The sequence below is a fragment of the Novosphingobium sp. GV079 genome, from assembly GCF_003058045.1.
Classification (GTDB): Bacteria; Pseudomonadota; Alphaproteobacteria; order Sphingomonadales; family Sphingomonadaceae; genus Novosphingobium; species Novosphingobium capsulatum.
In genome coordinates this window covers 177,271-196,369 of record NZ_QBUE01000001.1, presented here as the reverse complement: position 1 = coordinate 196,369, position 19,099 = coordinate 177,271, and the positions used below count along the sequence as shown (strand labels likewise).

Here is a 19,099-nt window from a genome sequence, read left to right as displayed (position 1 = left end):
TCGTTCCTCCCATCGTCACCCCGGGCTCGACCCGGGGTGACGATGGAGAAGATAGGGTGTGCCGGGGGCCATGGGAGGGCAGCCCCCGGCACGAGGGGGCTTCAGAACCGGTAGGTCAATGAGGCCAAGGCGTTGCGCCCGGCAATCGCGCGGCCATAGAAATAGCCGTTGACGATCGTCTGCGTCTGGCCCTGGCGCGGATTGCCTTCGGTAAAGCCCTTGGCGTTGGTCAGGTTGTCGATGCTCACCGCCAGGTTGAGCTGGTCGGTCAGGTTGAGGTTGGTGCCGATCGTGAACACGCTGTAGCTGGGCAGCGCCACGCCATTGCCGGCGTCGGCAAAGATCTTGCCCACGTATTTCCAGCGGCCATAGATTTCACCCAGCCCATGGGGCAGCGTGAACGACGGCGTCACGGTCAGCAGCTTTTTCGGCGTGCGTTCGGGCGTGTTGCCTTCGTATTGCGGCTGCGCCGCGCCATCAAAGCGCAGGTTCACCAGGCGCGGCACCTGATACACCCCGGTGGCGGTGATGCTGAAGAACCGCGTCGGCCGCAATTCGGCGTCAAGCTGCACGCCGTTGGTGGTGTTGTCGGCCAGGGCGTTGACGGCAACGGCCGGATTGGCCGGGTCGATGAACTGGTACGACTGGTTCTTGAACAAGGTGCGGAAGCCAACGATCGAGGCCGACAGGATCGACGTGCGCAGGCGCACCCCGCCTTCATAGAGCGTCAGGTCGGTCGGGCCGTGGGCACCGCCGGTATCGGCCCCGTTGGTCTGGAAACCCTTGGCCCCGCGCAGATAGAGCGAGACATTCGACGTCAGCTCGTAGTTGATCCCGGCGGTATAGGCCCAATCGCTGAAACTGGCGGCGACATGGGTATAAGTGCCGTCAAACGTGCTGCCCACGTCACGCGCCAGGCCCGGCGTGCCGGCCGGCACTGCTTCGTTGACCATGGCGGTGTTGCCGATATTGGCGGAAATGTGCTGATGCTCATACCGCGCGCCAAAGTCGATGTGCAGCTTGTCGTTGAGGGTCAATTCGTCGTTGAAATAGCCCGACAGGCTTTCGACGTGGCTGTTGTAGATGCCCTGGCCCCAATTGCCATAGCTGAGCATGCCGTTGTTGGTCAGCTGGCCCAGCACCTGGCCGCCCTGGTCCAGCGCCACCACGTCATAGATATGCGAATTGTCGCGCACGTCGTTGATCAGGGTGGCCACGGCCGATTGGTCGTTGCGCTGGCGCACGTCGTAATACATGCCGCCCACGGTCAGCGAGTTCTGGATCGCATCGCCGCGCGCATCCCAGGTCACGCCGAAATTGCTGCCGAAATCCTTGGTCGCCAGCGTCTGGTGGTTGAGCACGGTCTGCTGCAACAGGCCATTGCCGTTGAGCGCGTTGAGCGTGCCGGTATCCGAGGCGGCAATCACGTTGCCGGTCAGCGTATCGCGAATGCCGAACAGCGTGGTGCCCGGAAACGCCGCTGCGCCCGCCGCCAGAGTGCTGGCAATGGGCGAGGTGCCCGGCGTCAGATAGTTGACCGCCGAGGCCAGGCCCGCCGTGCCCGAGCCGCTGCCCGGAAAGATGCCGTTGAAATCATACTTGCCATCAAGATAGCGCGCACGGGCAAACAGCTTCACGCCATCGGCCACCGGCTTTTCCATATCGATGCGATAGGTCCACGAGGTGGTGTGGATGCCATCCTCGCCGCTGAACGTGCGCAGGCGATTGCCCGTGGCCGAGGCATCGGGCACCGCGATCGAGCGGAACGCCTGGCCCAGCACATTGTCATAGCGCAGGTCGGTGCCCGGCACGCTGCCGATCTTGCCCGATGCATCCACGGCAAACGGCATGTCGGCATAATAGGGATCGTGCTCGTCCCGGCGTTGCAGCGTCAGGCGCACGAAGCCATCGTCGTCGAAGCGCTTCTCGATCTGGCCCTTCACCTGATAGCTGTTGTAGCGGAACGGCGAATGGCGCTGGCCGCGCTGGCTCCAGTAATAGCCGCTCAGGCTATAAGCCAGGCCATCGCTGATCGGGCCCGAAAGATAAGCGTCGGCACGGAAATCGGAATAGGTCGTGCCGGTGGCGCGCACCGCGCCGCCCAGCTTGTCGAAATTGAGCTTGCGCGAGATGAAGTTGATCGTTGCGCCCGCGCCATTGGGGGCCAGCACGCCCGAGGTGCCGCCTTCGACCGCTTCCATGCGATCGACCGACAGATCCTGCTGGAAATAGAAATCGGCGCCGCCGCCGCCATAGAGGATCGGCAGGCCATCCTGCTCCAGCGTGATGAACGTCTGCCCGCCGCCGCGCAGGCCGCGCACCGAATAGTTGTTGGAAGCCGGCCCAGCCGTCGCCTCGACAAAGATGCCCGGCACGAGTTCGAGGGTTTCGGCGGTGGAACGCGGCGCCTTGCGCTGCAGTTCGGCCGCATTGGCCAGCGTCACGTTGCTGGAAGAGTTGAACTGCGTGCGCCGGCCCGAGGTGCTGCCGGTGACCACGATGACATCAGCGGGCGAGGCTTCGACCGGCGCGGGCGCCTCGGCTGCGGCGGGGGCCGGCGCAGGATCGATCGTCTGCGCGGCAGCAGGCGTGGCCATCGGGCGCGGCTCGCTGCGCAGGCGCGGCTGCTGGCCCGACATCCGCGCATCGGGCATGCCCGCATCGGCAAGAACCGCCGTGCGCCCATCGAACGAAACCAGGCGCATGTGGCTCGATGCCGCCAGACGGCGCAGGCCATCGGCCACGGTATAGCGGCCCTTGAGCGGGGCGATGCGGCGGCCCTGCGTCGCCGTGCCCGGCGCCAGGATCTGGATGCCGGCCTGATGGGCGAAGATCACGATGGCGTCCTTGGCCGGCTGGCCGGGAACGTCGAACTGGCGCACCTGTTCATCCGCCTGGGCTGGCGCTGCGGCGATCACCGCCGTGGCGGCGAGCATGGATGACGAAATGCAGAAGCGATGGATCGATCGCAAGGTATCCTCCCCTGAAGGTTTGTCACGCCTTTGCGGCGTTCGGCCCTACAGATGACTGGCCAACGATTTTCCGTCGGCTCGGTCCCAAAAAAATTTCGAATGTATCTATTTCAGGATGCGGATAACGCCATCGCCGCGTTCCACCCGGCCACCGACCATCGCCGCGCAGGCCTGGGCAAAGCCATCCATGTCGTTGGTTTGGAACGAGCCGACCACGCGCCGGTCGGCGAGTGCCGGGTCCACTTCCAGGCGATCTTCGTGATAGGCGTTGAACCGCTGCGCCGCCTGGGCCAGCGTCACATCATCCAGCACGATCTGCCCTTCGCGCCAGGCCAGTTCCTGCTGCGCGGCATCGGGCGCGATCGCGCTGACCGCCAGGCCCACGCCATCATCGAGCCGCGCGCGCTGCCCGGCCTTGACCAGTTGCGGCTCGCCGCCTTCGCTCCACACTTTCACCGTGCCTTCGGTCACCACCACATCCACGCCAACGCCAGCGCGGCGGACGTTGAACGCAGTGCCCACCGCCTGGACCCGCACGCGGCCGGCAGTGACGGTAAAGGGCCGGTCGGGCGCCTTGGCCACCTGGAACCACGCCTCGCCCTGCGCCAGGTCCACGTCGCGGCGGCGGCGGGTGAACGACACACTCAATTCGCTGCCGCTGTTGACCACGGCCATCGAGCCATCGGCCAGCGGCACACGGCGCATTTCGCCGATGCGGGTGCGGATGCCCGAACCCTGCGGCCACAGTGCCAGCGCGCCCGCGCCGATCAGGCCGCCGGCCACGCCAACCCCGGCCAGCGCCATGGCCTGGCGACGCGTGGTGCGCCAACCAGGGGTGGGAACATCTTCCTCCGCGTCAGCAGCACCATCATCGCCGCTACCATCCCCCGTGCCCAGCGCGCGGCAGCGATCAAGCAGGACCATGCCCGCCTGTGCCCGCAACAGCGCGCCGCGATGGCGCGGGTCGGCCGCCAGCCAGGCGTCCAGCGCGGCCGCTTCCTGCGCGTCCAGTTCGCGATCGAGCGCGGCCGCCCATTGGCAGGCCTGCGCATCGATCGGATTGGTGATGGGATCTTCGTGGTCGATCATGGCCGGTCTCCCTGCCGCGCGGGGCGGGCAAACAGCGGGCGCCGCCTGCGGCGCGTGGGCATTTCGGCGCGTTCGCCCTCGGTCAACTGATCCAGCACACGGCGCAGGCCGCGCGCCACTTCGTTTTCGACCACGTTCTCGCTCAGGCCCAGCGACGCGGCGATCTCGCGCTGGGGCACGCCGTCGATCTTGCGCATGCGCAGGATACGGCGGCTGCGTTCGGGCAGCGCATCGATCAGGCGCTCTACGCGCTCAAGCGCCATGCGCCCGGCCACGATCCGCTCGGGACTGCATTCCTCGTCCACCGCCCCCTGTTCCAGCACTGCCAGGCCGCTGGCCGCCTCGATCCGCACCACGCGTTCGCGGCGCACCTGTTCCAGCACGATATTGCGCGCGATGCGAAAGAAATAGCGGCGCGGATCATCGATATGATCGACGCTGGAAAGCCCGGCCAGCCGGCAATAGGATTCCTGGATCACGTCATCGACGTCAATCGCCGGAAAGGCCGTGCGCAGCCACGTGCGCAGCGCGCGCTCGTGCGGCAGCACATGGCGGCTGACCCAGCCGATCAGGAACGAAGACATTGCAGGCATCACTGCATCGATGCACCGCGCAGGCGTTTCCGTCATCCCGCGCGCAAAAATATTTTCGCGATGCGTCAGGCCGTTGGCCGCGCCACCATCAGCACGTCGGTGCCCTGATAGATCGGATCGGTGCGATCGAGCCAGGCCAGCGCGGCGTGGATATCGTCGCGCGAGCGGGGCTTTGCCTCGGCCCGGCGGCCCAGTGCCGCCACGCAGGCGCGGGCCATGGCCGCGCTTTCGGTCAAGCCCTGGATGAACGGGTGGCGATGCAGCAGGAACGGCAGCGACAGCACATGCACGCGCGACAGCGCCGGATCTTCCGGATCGAGCACGTGGCCTTGCGCCGGCGCCAGGCCTTCATGCCAGTGGCGGTCTTCGGCCAGGGCCTGCGCGCAGATGTGAAGGCGCAGCGTGGGAAAGGGAAAGTCTTCCAAACCCAGCGGCGCCTGGCCGCGCGCGTCGATCACTTCGTCAAACCGCTCGACCGCGTCGGGGGTGCCGATCGTCCAGCCACCATCGGCCGCGCGCGCCATGCTGGCATCGCGGCCGATGCGCTGCACGGTCAGGACGCCGGCTTCGTGCAGCGCCAGCAGGCGCGCCACCGAAAGGTGCGGTACGGCGGCGTAATTATCGACGAACACGCGTTTCAGCCCGCGCGAAAAGCGCGCCAGATCAGCGTCGCTCAAGTCCGGCACGATCGTGGCAAAGGCTTCGTGCATGCGCAGGATGGCATGGCGCCAGGCGATCGTCTGCGCGCGGGCATGGCTGTCGCGCGCCTGGGCCAGGTTGGCGCGGGCATGGACAAAGGGATCGCTGCCCATGCGCGCGGCAAAATGGCGCGTGGCAAAGCTGTCAGCGTCGCACGTCGGCAGGTCGATCGTGCGGGCATAGTCGGGGTCAACCTCGGCCAGTTCGCGGGCGAACAGGGCAAACGCACGGTCAAGATCGCTATCGGCGCCGTGCACGGTGGCGGCCAGCGCAGCCAGCGTGCAGTGGCGCAGCGGCGGCGCCTGTTCCGGCACCCAGAAATCCGCCTCGGGCAGCAGGCCGTGGCGCGACAGGAACGTTACGGCAAAGGGCTGCTCTACGACATAGCGCAGCGTACCATCGCCCGCCTCGTGGAATTGCCCGTGGCGCACGGCCAGTTCCACCGCGGCATCGATCGCGCTGAGCGAACTGCCAATCACGGCCACGCGCCGCCCGCGTGCGATGCGGGCGCTCGCCCCGGCCAGCCGCGCGCCTACGTCGGGCTTGCCATAGCCGCTGGCCACGATCACCGCGTCGAAATCGGCGGCATGCCGCTGGCCCCGCTGCGTCCAGATCACCCGCGCGCCATCGGGGCGGGCGACGATATCCTGCACTTCGGCATGGCAATGTAACTCTGCCGTGCAGGGGCCGGCCTCGGGGGCCATCAGACGGCCCAGCTGGTCGGCGTAATAGGCGCCCAGCGCCATGCGTGGGAAAAACGCGCGCGGATCGTGCGCCATGCCCGCGACGCCCAGCGCGGCCTGGCGGCGGGGGCTTTGCCGCATGGCCCAGGCATTGAGCGTTTCACCCACCGGTGGAAGTTCAAAGCCAGCGATATTGGCCAGCAGATGCGCGCCATTGTTGCGCGCATTGAACGGAATGCCCTGCCCCGGTTGGCCGCCCGCCTCCAGCAGCGTGACGCGGCAGGCCGGCCCCTGGCGCTGCAACGCATCCAGCGCATAAACGGCTGTCGGCCCGGCACCGACAATGGCGATGGAAGGGAGGCTGGAAGACGCGGGAAATGGGCCGGATGACGACGGCGCGCAAGGCAGGGGTTGCATGATAGGCGATGAACGGCACGGGCGCCCGATCCGTTCCGCCCTGCCCGGCGAAATCGTGCTTTCCTTGACATGGGTTACGAGATTGCCATCTCGCCGGGCACGGCGCCTCGCCGCCATTGCCGCCAGCCCAGCACAGCCAGCACCACCAGCGCGGCATAGAGCCCGGCGGTGAGCCACAGGCCCTTGAACACGAACATGCCGACATAGACGAGATCGGCCGCGATCCACAAAAGCCAGTTTTCCGCGTGGCGCCGCGCCGCCCAGAACTGCGCCACCAGGCTGAAGCTCGACAGCGCGGCATCCATCCACGGCAACGCCGCGTCGGTATAATGGCTGGTAAACCAGCCGATCGCCACCGCGCCCAGCGCGCCCCAGCCCAGCCCGGCCAGCAGCGCCAGCGGGCGCAGCGGCACCACGTCCACCGCGTCGCTTGCCCCGGCGGCCGGTGCGCCCGGCTTCCGGCTGCGCGCCCAGGCCACCCAGCCATAGATCATGGCCAGGCCGAACAGCGCCTGCAGCACCATGTCGGCATAGAGCTTCACATCGAGGAACAGCTTGAAATAGAGCGCGCAGGCCAGGATGTTGACCGGCCAGCACACCATCATCCGCCGCGCGGTCAGCCAGATCCCCAGCAAGCTGACTGCCACGGCCACCAGTTCCAGCGCGCTCATGCCTGATCCTCTTGCGCAATTGCGGAGAGCAGCGCCTGCCCCTCTGCCCCGGCGAACCAAGCGGCATGGCCAATGAGATAGCCCTGCCAGGCCAGCGCGGCATCGCCCGGGCGCTGCACCTGCCCGGCGAAATAGTCCACCTCCGCCAGCGCGAATTCGACATGCGCCAAGGGCAAGAGCCGCGCCAGCAGCGCGCGATCGGCCTGGTCGAGCGGCGCTTCCTGGGCATAGCCCGCCACAAGCGCGCGGGCCTGCGCCATTTCGGCAAGGGGCGCGGTCCCCTCCCCCAGTTCCAGCCAGCGCACCACGCTGCGCTCCAGCGCGATCGCCAGGTCGAGCAGGGCAAAGCCGCGATCTGCCAGCCCGAAATCGAGCACGGCAGCCACCGTGCCGCCGCTCGTCCAGGTCAGGTTGGAAGGGTGCCAGTCGTTGTGTGTCCACAGCGTGGGCCGGGTGCGCAGCGCGCTGGCCACGCCGGGCGCATCATGCAGCGCCAGCACGCCGGCCAGTTCATCCTGCCAAGCGCGCCCTGCCACCCAGCCGACCAAGGCCGGCCGCGCGGTGACATAGGCGCGCGCGGCGGCTTGCGGATCAGCGCTGCCCAGGATCGTCGCGCTGCTCACCAGTGGCTCGGCCGGGCGCGCCGGGGCGGCATGATCGGCGGCGGCGCGGTGCAGGCGGGCCAGCGCAGCACCGGCGGCATGGGCCTGGCGGTCATTGAGAAACGGCGTCCACGAGGGCCGATCGCGATAGAGATCGTCGCCCGGCGCCAGGGGATGGGCTTCCCACACCCACTCACCCGCCGGCAGCACGGTGTGCCCGGCGGCATCGGCGAGCGGGCGCAGCACCGGCTGCCCGCGATTGGCCAGGTGGCGCATGAAGGCATGCTCAGCGCCCAGGCCCGCCACGCTGCGCATGGCGCGGTGATGCCGCTTGAGGAACACCGTGCCGTGCTCTGCCTGCGCCAGCGCGGCGGCCGAGAACGGGCGCGGGCTGTGCCAGTCCAGGCGCCGCAGTTCACCCCCTTGCGGCAGGCGCGCCAGCACCTGCGCCGCTTCAGCCAGGGTAATCGGCGGCCAGGCCGGCGCTTCCAGCGCCGTGCCCATGCCATGCACGCGGTGTTCGCCCCCGCTCAAAACTGCCGCGCCAGGGTGACCATGAAGGCCCGCCCGCTGCCGATGTAATAGCTGGGCGCCGCGCCCGCGATCAGCGTGCCGCCGGTGCCGATGGTGTCGCGCGCGGCCGGCGTCACCGCCTGCACCCCCGACAGCACATGGGGATCGGTCATGTTGATGGCGTTGAGACGCAGATCGGTGCGCTTGCCGTCGAGCCAGCCGGCCAGGTGTACGCCGATCGACAGATCGAGCGTGGCATAGCCGGGAATGCGCTCGTCGTTCATGAACGTGGCGAACTGCGGCCCGAGGTATTTCATCGCGAAACTGCCGAACAGGCGCGTATCGTCATAGGTGCCGCCCAGCGCAAACTGCCAGGCCGGGCTCGATACCGCGACCTTGCCCGCCGTGGGCAGGAAATCGCCGCCCGCCGGCAGGTTGTCCTTGATCCGCGCGCGCAGCCACTCGCCCGAGGCATAGAGGCTCATCCCCGCGAGCGGGCGCCAATCGACTTCGGCGTCGACGCCCCAGCTTTCCTGCCGCCCGGCATTGAGCGTGGTGTTGACCATTGCGCCGTTGACGTTGGCCATCGTCGCCACCAGGCGGTTGCGGAAGGCATAGTGAAACCCGGTGGCCGAGGCGGACAGATTGCGCCCCTGCCAGCGCCAGCCCAGCTCCTGCGCCAGCGAATATTCGTTCTTCAGCGCGGTGGTGCCGTAGGTGGCAATGCCGCCATAGCCATCATAGGTATCGTAGAGCGTGTATTCGTCGGGCGCGCGGAAGTTGGTGGTAATATTGGCAAAGACCTGCTGCCGATCGGTCAGCCGCACATGCAGCGCTGCGCGCGGCAGCGCGGCAAAGCTATCGAAATGCAGGCGGCCCTGGTTGCCGGGCAGATTGTTGCGCCCGGCGTGGAGCAGGTCCACTCCCTTGAAGCCCAGGTCCAGCGTCACGCGCGGCGACAGGGCCACGCTGTCGGCCAGGAAGAACGCCTTGGCCACGGTGATCGTCTTGGTATCGCCGATCGAGAACAGCCGTCCATCGGCGGTGCGCACGGCGTGTTCGTCGCGCGCCCAGCCATCGACCGGATCGCCATTGGCGCCCAGCGGGGTAAAGCTTTCCACCACGCGGTCGCTGCCATAGTCGATCCACAGCCCGGCCGTCAGCGTGTGGGCGCCGCGCGCCAGGGTCAGCCGCGCGATCTGCCCGGCGCGCATCTGTTCGCCCAGCCAGTTGCCCAGCACGTTGACCGTGCCGCCATTTTCCAGGCCAGCGAGCTTGAGCGGCGCGTCAAGCGCCTGGGTGCCCAGATAAGTACCGGGGTAATAGCCATCGGGCCCGAGCGAGGCGCCATAGGGCGAGTTGCCATAGCCGAACTGGAGATAGCTGGTGGTATCGAGCGTCAGCCCCGTGCCCAGCACCAGATGCACCGGCGCTGCGAAATAGAGGTTGCGGAACGGCTGGCGATAGAGCCGCCAATAGTTGAGATCGCCCGCGCCATAGCTGGCCGACAGGTTGAACCCGCGCCCCTGCGCCTGCCAATCGGCCAGCGTCGGGCTGAGATAGGTGGAATTGCTGGCGTCGTTATAGGAAACCGACAGGCTGGCGGTGTTGCCATTGCCCCATTCGCCGGCGATCTTGGCGTCGATGTGCTGGCGCTTGTCCACGCCCGGCCCGCGCCAGTTGTCGGCGCTGTTGTTGGAATAGGACAGGAACGCGCGCACCGGCGCCTGGCCCAGGTTGCCGCTATCGACCCGCACGAACACCCGGCGTTCGTTGAACGAGCCGAGCGAGGCATCGGCCATGACCCCGAAATCGCGGTGCGGCGCGTCCAGGCTCAAGGCCAGCAACCCGCCCACGGCATTGATCACCGGCGCGGCGATATCGGCCGAGCCCTGGCTCAATTCCACCCGCGCCACATTCTCAGGATCGGCAAACTGCGCCGGATAGGCAAAGTAATAGCCGATGTCGTTCTGCGGCGCGCCTTCCATGGTCACGCCGATGGCATCCTGGCCCAACCCGCGCAGGGTAAGGCTGGACGAGGTGGACAGGCCGAACGGATCGGTGCCGGCGACATTGGCGCCGGGCAGGATGTTGACCAGCTGGAACGCGTTGAACGTGGCGGCCTGCTTTTCGATGAACGCCGCGCCGATCGTGCTGACCGCCTTGGGCGCGTCGGTATCGGGCAGCAGCCCTTCGGGATCGGGATGGCCGATGACGCGGATCGGGCGGGCGCCGTCACCAGTATCAGCATCATTGGCCGCAGCGGCATGGGCGGCCACGGCGGCCGTGCCTGCCATCATCGCCAGCGCCATGGCCGCGCCCCGCATGGCCCGCTTGCGCGTCGTGCCGATCATCCCTGTTATACTTTCTTCTGCCTGCAAAGGGGGCGCGCCTACACCCTTATGCGCGGCGGCGAAAGCATGGCCTTTTGGCGGGGGGCAAGTTTGCCGCAGGGTTCAGGCCGGCGCCTGTTCGTACCAGCCGCGCGTGGCCTTTACCACGTGCACGATCGACAGCATCACCGGCACTTCCACCAGCACGCCCACCACCGTGGCCAGCGCCGCACCCGATTGCAGTCCGAACAGGGAAATCGCGGCCGCCACTGCCAGTTCGAAGAAGTTTGACGCACCGATCAGCGCGGCGGGCGCCGCCACGCACCAGGCCACTCCCAGGCGGCGCGACAGCCAATAGGCCAGCGCGGCATTGCCATAGACCTGGATCAGGATCGGCACGGCCAACAGCGCGATCACCACCGGCTGCGCCACGATCGCCTGCCCCTGGAAGCCGAACAGCAGCACCAGCATGGCCAGCAACGCGACCAGCGAAACCGGGCCAAGCGCGGCCAGCAGCCTGCCGAGCGCCGGCTGTCCGCCGCGCGCCAGCACAGCCCGGCGCAACACTTGCGCGGCAATCACCGGCACGACGATATAGAGCACGACCGACAGCAGGAGCGTGGCCCAGGGCACCTGCACCGCCGCCACGCCCAGCAGCAGGCCGACCAGCGGCGCGAACAGGAACACCATGATCACGTCGTTGAGCGCCACTTGCGACAGCGTATAGGTCGGCTCCCCATCGCAGAGGTTGGACCACACGAACACCATCGCCGTGCACGGCGCGGCCGCCAGCAGGATCAGCCCGGCGATATAGGATGGCCCCTGCCCGGCCGGCAGCAGCGGCGCGAACAGCCAGCCGATGAACAGCGTGCCCAGCAGCGCCATCGAAAACGGCTTGACCGCCCAGTTGATCAGCAGGGTGACACCCACGCCTTTCCAGTGCTGGCGCACTGCGCCGAGCGCCGCGAAATCGATCTTGAGCAGCATCGGCACGATCATCAACCAGATCAGCCCTGCCACCACCAGGTTGACCTGTGCCAGCTGCGCGGCGGCAATCGCGGCAAACAGCCCGGGCAAGACCTGGCCCAGCGCCACGCCTGCCACGATGCACAGTGCCACCCACAGCGAAAGATAGCGTTCGAACGTGCCCATGGTTCAGATCACCCGCTGCCCGGCAGCATCGACCACAACCTCGCCATCTTCCTTGGCAAAGGCGCCCAGCTGCGCATGGGGCAGCAGGTCCAGCACCGCTTCGGACGGGCGGCACAGCTTGACCCCCAGCGGCGAGACTACCAGCGGGCGGTTGATGAGGATGGGATGGGCCATCATCGCATCAATCAGGGCGCTGTCATTCAGCGCGGGATTGTCGAGGCCCAGTTCGGCATAGGGCGTGCCCTTTGCACGCAACAGTTCGCGCGGCGTGATGCCGGCGCGGACGATCAGCTGCGCCAGCAGATCGCGCGCCGGCGGCGTCTTGAGGTATTCGACCACGTGCGGCTCGATCCCGGCATTGCGGATCAGCGCCAGCGTATTGCGCGAGGTGCCGCATTCCGGGTTGTGGTAGATGACGATGTCGACGCTCACGCCGCAGATCCTTTCAGCAACAGGGGGATAGCGCGGCGACCAGCGGCGCGCACAGCGCGGCATTGCCCGCGCAGCAATCGGTGACCAGGAACAGCATCACGGCGCGCAGGCCATCGAGGTCTGCCCGATAGACGATCGTGCGCCCTTGCCGTTCTGACTGCACCAGCCCGGCGCGGGCGAGGATGCCGAGATGCGCCGACATGGTGTTTTGCGGCACGCCGAGCAGGCGGGCGATTTCGCCCGCCGCCAGCCCGGCCGGCTCGTGCCGCACCAGCACGCGAAACACGTCTAGCCGCGTGCCCTGCGCCAAGGCACCCAGCGCCGCTATGGCCGAATGACTATCCATATTTCCAGATTAATGGATATGTTTCGCGTTGACCAGTCCCGGTGCGCTAGGAAATCGCCGGCGCCAGGCGATCGACCAGGATGGCGCTGGCCTGGTTCAGCCCGATCAGTTCCACCGCGATGCCATGATGGCGCATCTTGGAAACCACGTCTTCCAGCGCGCCCACGGCGGTGACGTCCCACAAGTGGCTGGCGGTCAGGTCGATCCGCACGCGCCTGGCATCATCGCGCAGGTCAAACCGGTCGGCAAAGATATCCGCGCTGGCAAAGAACACCTGGCCCGTCACGACATAGGTGCGGGTATCGCTGGCCGCGTCATAGCTGTCGCGCACTTCCATCATCCGCGTCACCTTGAAGGCAAAGAACACCCCGCTCAACAGCACGCCCACGGCAACACCGGCGGCAAGATCGTGGGTGGCCACGGTCACCAGCACGGTGGCGACCATGACCACGCCCGAAACCTTGGGATGGCGCGCCAGATCGCGGATGGAGCCCCACGAAAACGTGCTGATCGACACCATGATCATGATCGCCACCAGCGCCGCGACCGGCACTTGCGCCACCCACGGGCGCAGCGGCACCATCACGACGAGCAGGAACACCCCGGCAACCAGCGTGGACGGCCGCCCGCGGCCACCATAGCGCACATTGCCCACCGTCTGGCCGATCATGCCGCACCCGGCAATGCCGCCAAACAGCCCGGCGGCAAGATTGGCCAGGCCCAGGCCGGTGCACTCGCGCGCCTTGCTGCTCGATGTTTCAGTCAGATCATCGACCACGCTGGCAGTCATCATCGATTCGAGCAGGCCCACCGCCGCCATCGCCAGGGCATAGGGCATGACGATGCGCAGCGTTTCCCACGCCATCGGCACGCCGGGCCAGGTCAGCGAGGGCAGAGTGGCAGGCAGGCGGCCGAGGTCGGCCACGGTGTGGACCGGCATGGGAAACGCCATGCTGATCGCGGTCAAGGCCACGATGCAGATCAGCGGCGAGGGGATCGCCGTGGTGATGCGCGGCGCCAGATAGATGATCGCCAGGCCAGCCGCGATGAGGGCATAAGTATGCCACGTCACATCGAGCATCTGCGGCACCTGCGCCGAAAAGATCAGGATGGCGAGCGCGTTGACAAAGCCTGTCCGCACCGAACGCGAAACGAAGCGCATCAGCACGTCGAGCTTGAGCAGCCCGAACACGATCTGGAAAACGCCGGCGAGCAGCGTGGCGGCCAGCAGATAGTGCAGGCCATGGGCATGCACCAACGCTGCTGCAACCAGCGCGACAGAGCCTGCCGCACCCGAAATCATGGCAGGGCGGCCGCCGGCAAAGGCAATGACGATGCCGATCACGAACGAGGCGAACAGCCCCACTTCCGGGTCGATCCCGGCGACGAAGGAAAAGGCGATAACCTCTGGAATAAGCGCAAAGGTGCCGACCATGCCGGCAAGGATGTCGCGCCGGGCGCTGGTGGCGCTGTCCCACCATTCGGCGCGATAGCGCGCAAAACTGCTGTTGTTCATGCTGTAAAAAACCGAGGAGGTCGCAACGGGCGATCAGGCGGCCGATCTGGCGGGCAGCAGGGGCTGCCAACGGCCGGCCACAGGGCTGAATAGCGCCCCGGCGACAAGCATTGTCCGGCGGATTGGCGGCCGGAATAGCCACCCGGGGTTGCACCGGGTCCATGCGATTGGCGCCTCCCTATCGCCGCGCGGCGCCCAGGGCAATGCCCTGCGTGCAGAGAAAAAATCATGGCCCGATCTGATCGGGCCTGCCCCAAAGGCCATGGAATATGCCGCAGGCAATACCCATAACGCGGGCTGACCCCCGCCGGGCGCCCGCTGCCCGGCTGCCCAGCCCCAGGAGAATTTCCCCTGTCCGACATTCTTGCCACCGCCCGCCGTCGCCACACGGCCAAGGCCTATGACCCCGCGCGCCGCATCAGCGACGCTGATATGGAAACGCTGGAAAACCTGCTGCGCTTCAGCCCGTCGAGCACCAATCTCCAGCCTTGGCACTTCATCGTGGCCGGCACGGACGAAGGCAAGGAACGCGTGGCCAAGGCCGCGCAGGAACGCTTTGCCTTCAATGCCAAGGCCATCCGCGACGCCTCGCATGTGGTGGTCTTTGCCAGCCTGATCGATGCCAGCGCCGAACACATCGCCCGCATTACCGCCCAGGAAGAGGCCGATGGCCGCTTTGCCGCCGATCCCGAAGGGATGAAGGCGCGCGCCAATGGCGGACGCATCACCTTTTCGGGCATCCACAAGTTCGACACGCGCGACCAGCAGCACTGGCTGGACAAGCAGGTCTATCTCAACCTCGGGCAGTTCCTGCTGGGCGCGGCCGCGCTGGGCATCGATGCCACGCCGATGGAAGGGATCGACACGCGCCTGCTCGACGCTGAATTCGGCCTGCGGGACAAGGGCTTCACCAGCCTGTTCGTGGTCGCGCTGGGCTATGCCGACAAGGATGCCGATTACAACGGCCGCCTGCCCAAGTCGCGCCTGCCGATCGAAACGATCATCACCCGCGTCTGAGTGAGCGGGCGGTAAAAGCCTGCGCGCTGGGGCAAGCCCCGGCGCGCAGGCTTTTACACACACCCTTGCGCAAGCGCCCGCGATTGCCGATGGACGGCGACCGGGCATGACACACACGCAAGGCAAACTTCTTCCCCTCTGGCGCGGCGGCGCCGTGGTGCTGTTCGCGCTCTGCGGCCTGGCAGGCCTGGCGGCGCCCGGCGCGGGCGCCCCGCCAGTGACGGTCCAGCCCCACGCGGCCCAGCAGCCCGCACCGCCACCGGCCTGGCAGCACCGCAGCTGGACCGCGCGCGATCATGCCCCGCGCTTTGTGCAATCCCTGGCGCAAGACCGCGACGGCTTCCTGTGGGTGGGCAGCGTCGAAGGGCTGTTCCGCTTCGATGGCACCACGTTCGAAGCGGTGCCGCCGCCGCCCGGCCACCCCCGCGCCGCCACCGCCGTCAGCGCGCTGGCCGCCGCGCCCGATGGCAGCATCTGGCTGGGCTATGCCGGGCGCGGCGGCGTGGCGGTCTATCGCGACGGGCGCCTGCACGATGCTGGCCGCCCCGGCGATGCCGCCGAAATCACCAGCATCACGATCGGCCCGGATGGCGAGCCGTGGATCGCGGTGGGCGATGGCGAGCATGCGGTCTATCGCCACACCGCCGGTGGCTGGCAGGCGATGATCGCCCCCACGTTCGACACCAACGAGGCCGAACCGCAGCTGCTTTCGCGCCAGGGGGACATGTGGTTCGTCACCTGGGGCGGGCAGCCGTTCCGCTGGCCGATTGGGCCTGGCCCGTTTCACCCCACGGCGGTGCCGCTCACCGTGTCGGGCGGCGGCGCCATGATGCAGACGCCCGACGATGCGCTCTATCTCATCGATTCCCAAGGTCTGCGCCGCGTGCCGGATCGCGGCGCCGCCGCTCGGCTTGTCGTGCCGGGCACCGCGCTGCCGTCGGCCAACTTCTATCGCGCCGTGGCCGATCCGTTCGGGCGGATCTGGGCCACCACCGCGATCTCGGGCCTGGTGGCGATCTGGCCGCGCAGTGGCGCGGTGGAGCGGATCGGCGAAGAGCAGGGCCTGACCTCTGATCGCGCATCTCCGATCCTGGCTGATCGCGATGGCAATGTCTGGGTGGGGACAGAGCGCGGGCTTGACCGGTTTTCTCCCTCACCGCTGCGCGTGCTGCCGAATATGGCGCCGCGCGGCGGCAGCGGTCTCCTGGCCACGGCCCAGGGTGGCCGCGTCTATCTTGCCAACGATGCGGCGGTGTACCAGATCGATCCCGACCAGGCGCCGCGCCCGCTGGCCCAGGTGCCACCGTGGGTCATGGGCCTGTGCGCGGGCGCCAATGGCGATGTCTGGGCGATCAGCCCGGATCATGCCCAGGTGGTGGCCGGGCCGCACCGTGGCCAGACGCTTCCCATGCCCCGGCACGTGCTGGAAGTGAAGGATTGCGCCGCCGATGCCAGTGGCGCGCTGTGGCTTTCGCCCAGCGGCCTGGGGTTGTTGCACCAGGTGGGGGCACGGCTGGAACCGGTGGCGCTCGACCCCCGGCTCGGCCAGCCGCAAAGCCTGGCCTTCGACCGGCAGGGGCGCCTGGTCATGATCCTCGATCGGCGCACCATCGCCCGGCTCGATCATGGCGCGCTCAGCACCTGGGATGGCAGCAAGATCGGGTTCGAGCGGCCCGGCACGCTGAGCGTGCGCGCTGACGATGTGCTGGTGGGCGGCACCACGGGCCTGCTGCGCCTGGATGACAAAGGTGTGCAAATCCTCGACGCGCGCGATCATCCCTGGCTGTTCGATACGCGCGGTGTTGTTTCCACCGCCGCTGGCCAGACCTGGCTGATCGGCTATCACGGCCTGTCGCGGGTCAGCACCGCCGCGCTCACCCAAGCCTTTGCCAACCCGACGCGGCCGATTCCGCACGTCACGTTTGATGATGACGATCGCCGCATTGCCCTGCCCCAATCCGGTTCGGGCGAACAGATCGTGCGCGATGGGCAGGATCGCGTCTTTGCCCTCACCCGCCAAGGCGTGCTTGAAGCATTGCCCTGGGCCAATCCCCTGCCCGAAACCCGCTTTTCGCTGTTCGTGCGCGCGCTAGGCGCCAATGGCCACGAATGGCCAGCGCGGCCGGGCCTGGCGCTGCCGGTGGGGACGACGCAGGTGACCATCCGCTATGGCGTGCTCGATCTCGCCACCCCGGCGCAGCGGCGCTTTCGCGTGCGGCTTGGCGGGCTGGACGATGGCTGGGTGGCCAATGGCACCGCGCAAGACATCTCCTATGCCAACCTGGCGCCCGGCACCTATCGCTTTGACGTGCAGACCACCGACCGTGAGGGCGCCTGGCAGCCGCAGGGCGCCGCGCTGACCTTCACCATTCGCGCGGCATTCTGGCAGACCACCTGGTTTCGCCTCGCCGTCGCCGCGCTGGTGCTGTTCGTGGCCCAGGCGCTCTATCGCCAGCGCACCCGCGTGCTGATCGCGCGCGCCAAGGCCAAGCGCGAGGGCCAGATCGCCGAGCGCGAGCGCATCGCGCGCGAATTGCACGATACCCTGCTGCAAGGGGTGCAGGGCCTGATCCTGCGGTTCCAGGCGGTGGCCGCGCGCGGCGCACTCGATCGCACCACGCGGGCCGAACTCGATGCCGCACTCGAACGCGGCGATGACGTGGTTGCCGCCGCGCGTGACCGCGTGATCGACTTGCGCTCCCCGGCGCCCAATGCCGTCGATCTGGCGCGCGCGCTGGCGCCGCTATGCAGCGATGGCCATGTCCCGCCCGTGATGCTGCGCTGCAGTGGCAAGCCGCGCACGGTGGCGATCGCCGTGGCCGAGGAGTGCGTGGCGATCGCCCACGAAGCAGTGGCCAATGCCCGTCGCCACGCTCAGGCCCAGACCATCACCATCGCGCTGCATCACGGCCGCCGCATGCTCACCCTGCGGATCAGCGACGATGGCGTCGGCTTTACCGGCGCCACGCAAGATGCGGCGGGCCACTTCGGCCTGATCGGCATGCGTGAACGCGCCGCCACGCTGGGCGCGCGGATCGAAATCCGCAACGGCGCCACCGGCGGCGTGGTGGTGCAGTTGCAGGTGCCTGGCCGCCGCGCCTATCGCGCGTAGCGATCGGTGGCGCGGATCAGCTGATCGAGAATGCCCGGCTCGGAAAAGGCGTGGCCCGCCCCTTCGACCAGGTGAAACTCCGCCTCGGGCCAGGCCTGGTGCAGCGCCCAGGCATAGTGGGCTGGGCACGGCATGTCATAACGGCCATGCACGATCGTGGCGGGGATATGGCGCAGCCGCTCTGCCCCGGCGAGCAGCTGGCCTGGCTCCAGCCAGCAGCCATGCGTGAAATAGTGGGTTTCGATCCGGGCAAAGGCCAGGGCGAAATGGCCATCATCGTGCTGCGCGCTGTTGGCCGCATCGGGCAGCAGGGTGATCGTCTCGCCCTCGTACAGGCTCCATGCCCGCGCAGCGGCAATGCGCTCTTCCATCGGCCCGGTGGTCAGGCGGCGGTGATAGGCGGCCAAAATGTTGCCGCGTTCCTCGGGCGGGATCGGCGCGACAAAGCGGGCATATTTGTCGGGAAACATCTGCGACACGCCGAACTGATAGAACCAGTCCAGCTCTGCCTGGGAACACAGATAGATGCCACGCAGCACCATGGCGCTGACGCGGTCGACATGCGCCTGGGCATAGGCGAGCGCGAGGGTGGAGCCCCACGAGCCTCCGAACACCAGCCACTGCTGCGCGCCGACCATCTCGCGCAGCCGCTCGATATCGGCCACCAAGTGCCAGGTGGTGTTCGCCTCAAGCCCGGCATGGGGAGTGGAGCGGCCACAGCCGCGCTGGTCGAACAGCAGCACGTCATAGCGCGCCGGGTCGAACAGGCGCCGGTGGGTGGGCGAAATGCCACCGCCCGGCCCGCCATGCAGGAACACCGCCGGCGTCGCGCCGGGCGTGCCGCAGCGTTCATAGGCGATGACATGCCCCTCGCCGGTATCGAGCGTGCCGGTTTCATAGGGTTCGATCGGGGGATAGAGCGTGCGCAACATCGGCCTATGTTGCGCCGTGG

The 19,099-nt window shown here is 67.7% G+C and carries 14 protein-coding genes and 1 other annotated feature; of the genes, 2 read left to right on the top strand and 12 right to left on the bottom strand.

All coding sequences use genetic code 11. The features are described 5' to 3' along the window. Positions 1–101 precede the first annotated feature (101 nt). The 11 genes from C8K14_RS00765 to C8K14_RS00715 all read right to left on the bottom strand — a co-directional run bounded on the left by C8K14_RS00765 (position 102) and on the right by C8K14_RS00715 (position 14,018). Positions 102–2,936, bottom strand: a complete 2,835-nt coding sequence (locus C8K14_RS00765) for a TonB-dependent receptor (protein ID WP_107715303.1) — start codon at positions 2,934–2,936, stop codon at positions 102–104. Between the two features lie 141 nt (positions 2,937–3,077). Then, positions 3,078–4,061, bottom strand: a complete 984-nt coding sequence (locus C8K14_RS00760; protein WP_107715302.1) for a FecR family protein — start codon at positions 4,059–4,061, stop codon at positions 3,078–3,080. After that, complete coding sequence (locus C8K14_RS00755; RefSeq protein ID WP_233252663.1) at positions 4,058–4,654, bottom strand: RNA polymerase sigma factor; 597 nt, start codon at positions 4,652–4,654, stop codon at positions 4,058–4,060. Before C8K14_RS00755 ends, C8K14_RS00760 begins: the two co-directional genes overlap by 4 nt. Positions 4,655–4,719: 65 nt before the next feature. Beyond that, a complete protein-coding gene (locus C8K14_RS00750; protein ID WP_158271841.1) occupies positions 4,720–6,453 on the bottom strand; it encodes an FAD/NAD(P)-binding protein in 1,734 nt (577 codons plus the stop codon). Positions 6,454–6,527: 74 nt separating this feature from the next. Continuing rightward, a complete protein-coding gene (pnuC, locus tag C8K14_RS00745) occupies positions 6,528–7,124 on the bottom strand; it encodes a nicotinamide riboside transporter PnuC (RefSeq protein WP_107715300.1) in 597 nt (198 codons plus the stop codon). Then, positions 7,121–8,230, bottom strand: coding sequence for a phosphotransferase enzyme family protein (locus C8K14_RS00740; RefSeq protein WP_107715299.1), 1,110 nt, complete (start codon positions 8,228–8,230; stop codon positions 7,121–7,123). Before C8K14_RS00740 ends, pnuC begins: the two co-directional genes overlap by 4 nt. A 26-nt stretch (positions 8,231–8,256) precedes the next feature. After that, positions 8,257–10,593, bottom strand: a complete 2,337-nt coding sequence (locus C8K14_RS00735) for a TonB-dependent receptor (protein ID WP_233250828.1) — start codon at positions 10,591–10,593, stop codon at positions 8,257–8,259. A gap of 102 nt (positions 10,594–10,695) precedes the next feature. After that, the gene (arsB, locus tag C8K14_RS00730; RefSeq protein WP_107715298.1) at positions 10,696–11,724 is read right to left on the bottom strand and encodes an ACR3 family arsenite efflux transporter; all 1,029 of its coding nucleotides are present in this window, start codon (positions 11,722–11,724) and stop codon (positions 10,696–10,698) included. A gap of 3 nt (positions 11,725–11,727) precedes the next feature. Further along, positions 11,728–12,156 carry an arsenate reductase (glutaredoxin) gene (arsC, locus tag C8K14_RS00725; RefSeq protein WP_022677753.1) on the bottom strand — a complete coding sequence of 143 codons (429 nt, stop codon included), beginning with the start codon at positions 12,154–12,156 and terminating at the stop codon, positions 11,728–11,730. Positions 12,157–12,169: 13 nt separating this feature from the next. Then, entirely contained in the window at positions 12,170–12,502 is a 333-nt protein-coding gene (locus C8K14_RS00720; RefSeq protein WP_107715297.1) for a helix-turn-helix transcriptional regulator, read from the bottom strand. A gap of 46 nt (positions 12,503–12,548) precedes the next feature. After that, positions 12,549–14,018, bottom strand: a complete 1,470-nt coding sequence (locus C8K14_RS00715; RefSeq protein WP_107715296.1) for a SulP family inorganic anion transporter — start codon at positions 14,016–14,018, stop codon at positions 12,549–12,551. 108 nt (positions 14,019–14,126) lie between these two features. Further along, positions 14,127–14,182: a sequence feature (sul1 is cis-regulatory element that is thought to sense ions involved in sulfur or methionine metabolism; They are found in Alphaproteobacteria), on the bottom strand. A gap of 133 nt (positions 14,183–14,315) precedes the next feature. Between C8K14_RS00715 and nfsB the strand changes: the two genes are divergently transcribed. Together nfsB and C8K14_RS00705 are read left to right on the top strand one after the other, a co-directional pair. Beyond that, complete coding sequence (gene nfsB, locus C8K14_RS00710; protein ID WP_199223645.1) at positions 14,316–15,035, top strand: oxygen-insensitive NAD(P)H nitroreductase; 720 nt, start codon at positions 14,316–14,318, stop codon at positions 15,033–15,035. A gap of 106 nt (positions 15,036–15,141) precedes the next feature. Further along, a complete protein-coding gene (locus C8K14_RS00705) occupies positions 15,142–18,147 on the top strand; it encodes a sensor histidine kinase (protein WP_107715294.1) in 3,006 nt (1,001 codons plus the stop codon). On the opposite strand, the gene pip is transcribed toward C8K14_RS00705, so the two are convergent. Further along, positions 18,135–19,079, bottom strand: a complete 945-nt coding sequence (pip, locus tag C8K14_RS00700; protein WP_054131427.1) for a prolyl aminopeptidase — start codon at positions 19,077–19,079, stop codon at positions 18,135–18,137. The two genes, C8K14_RS00705 and pip, sit on opposite strands and share 13 nt — an antisense overlap. Positions 19,080–19,099: the final 20 nt, after the last annotated feature.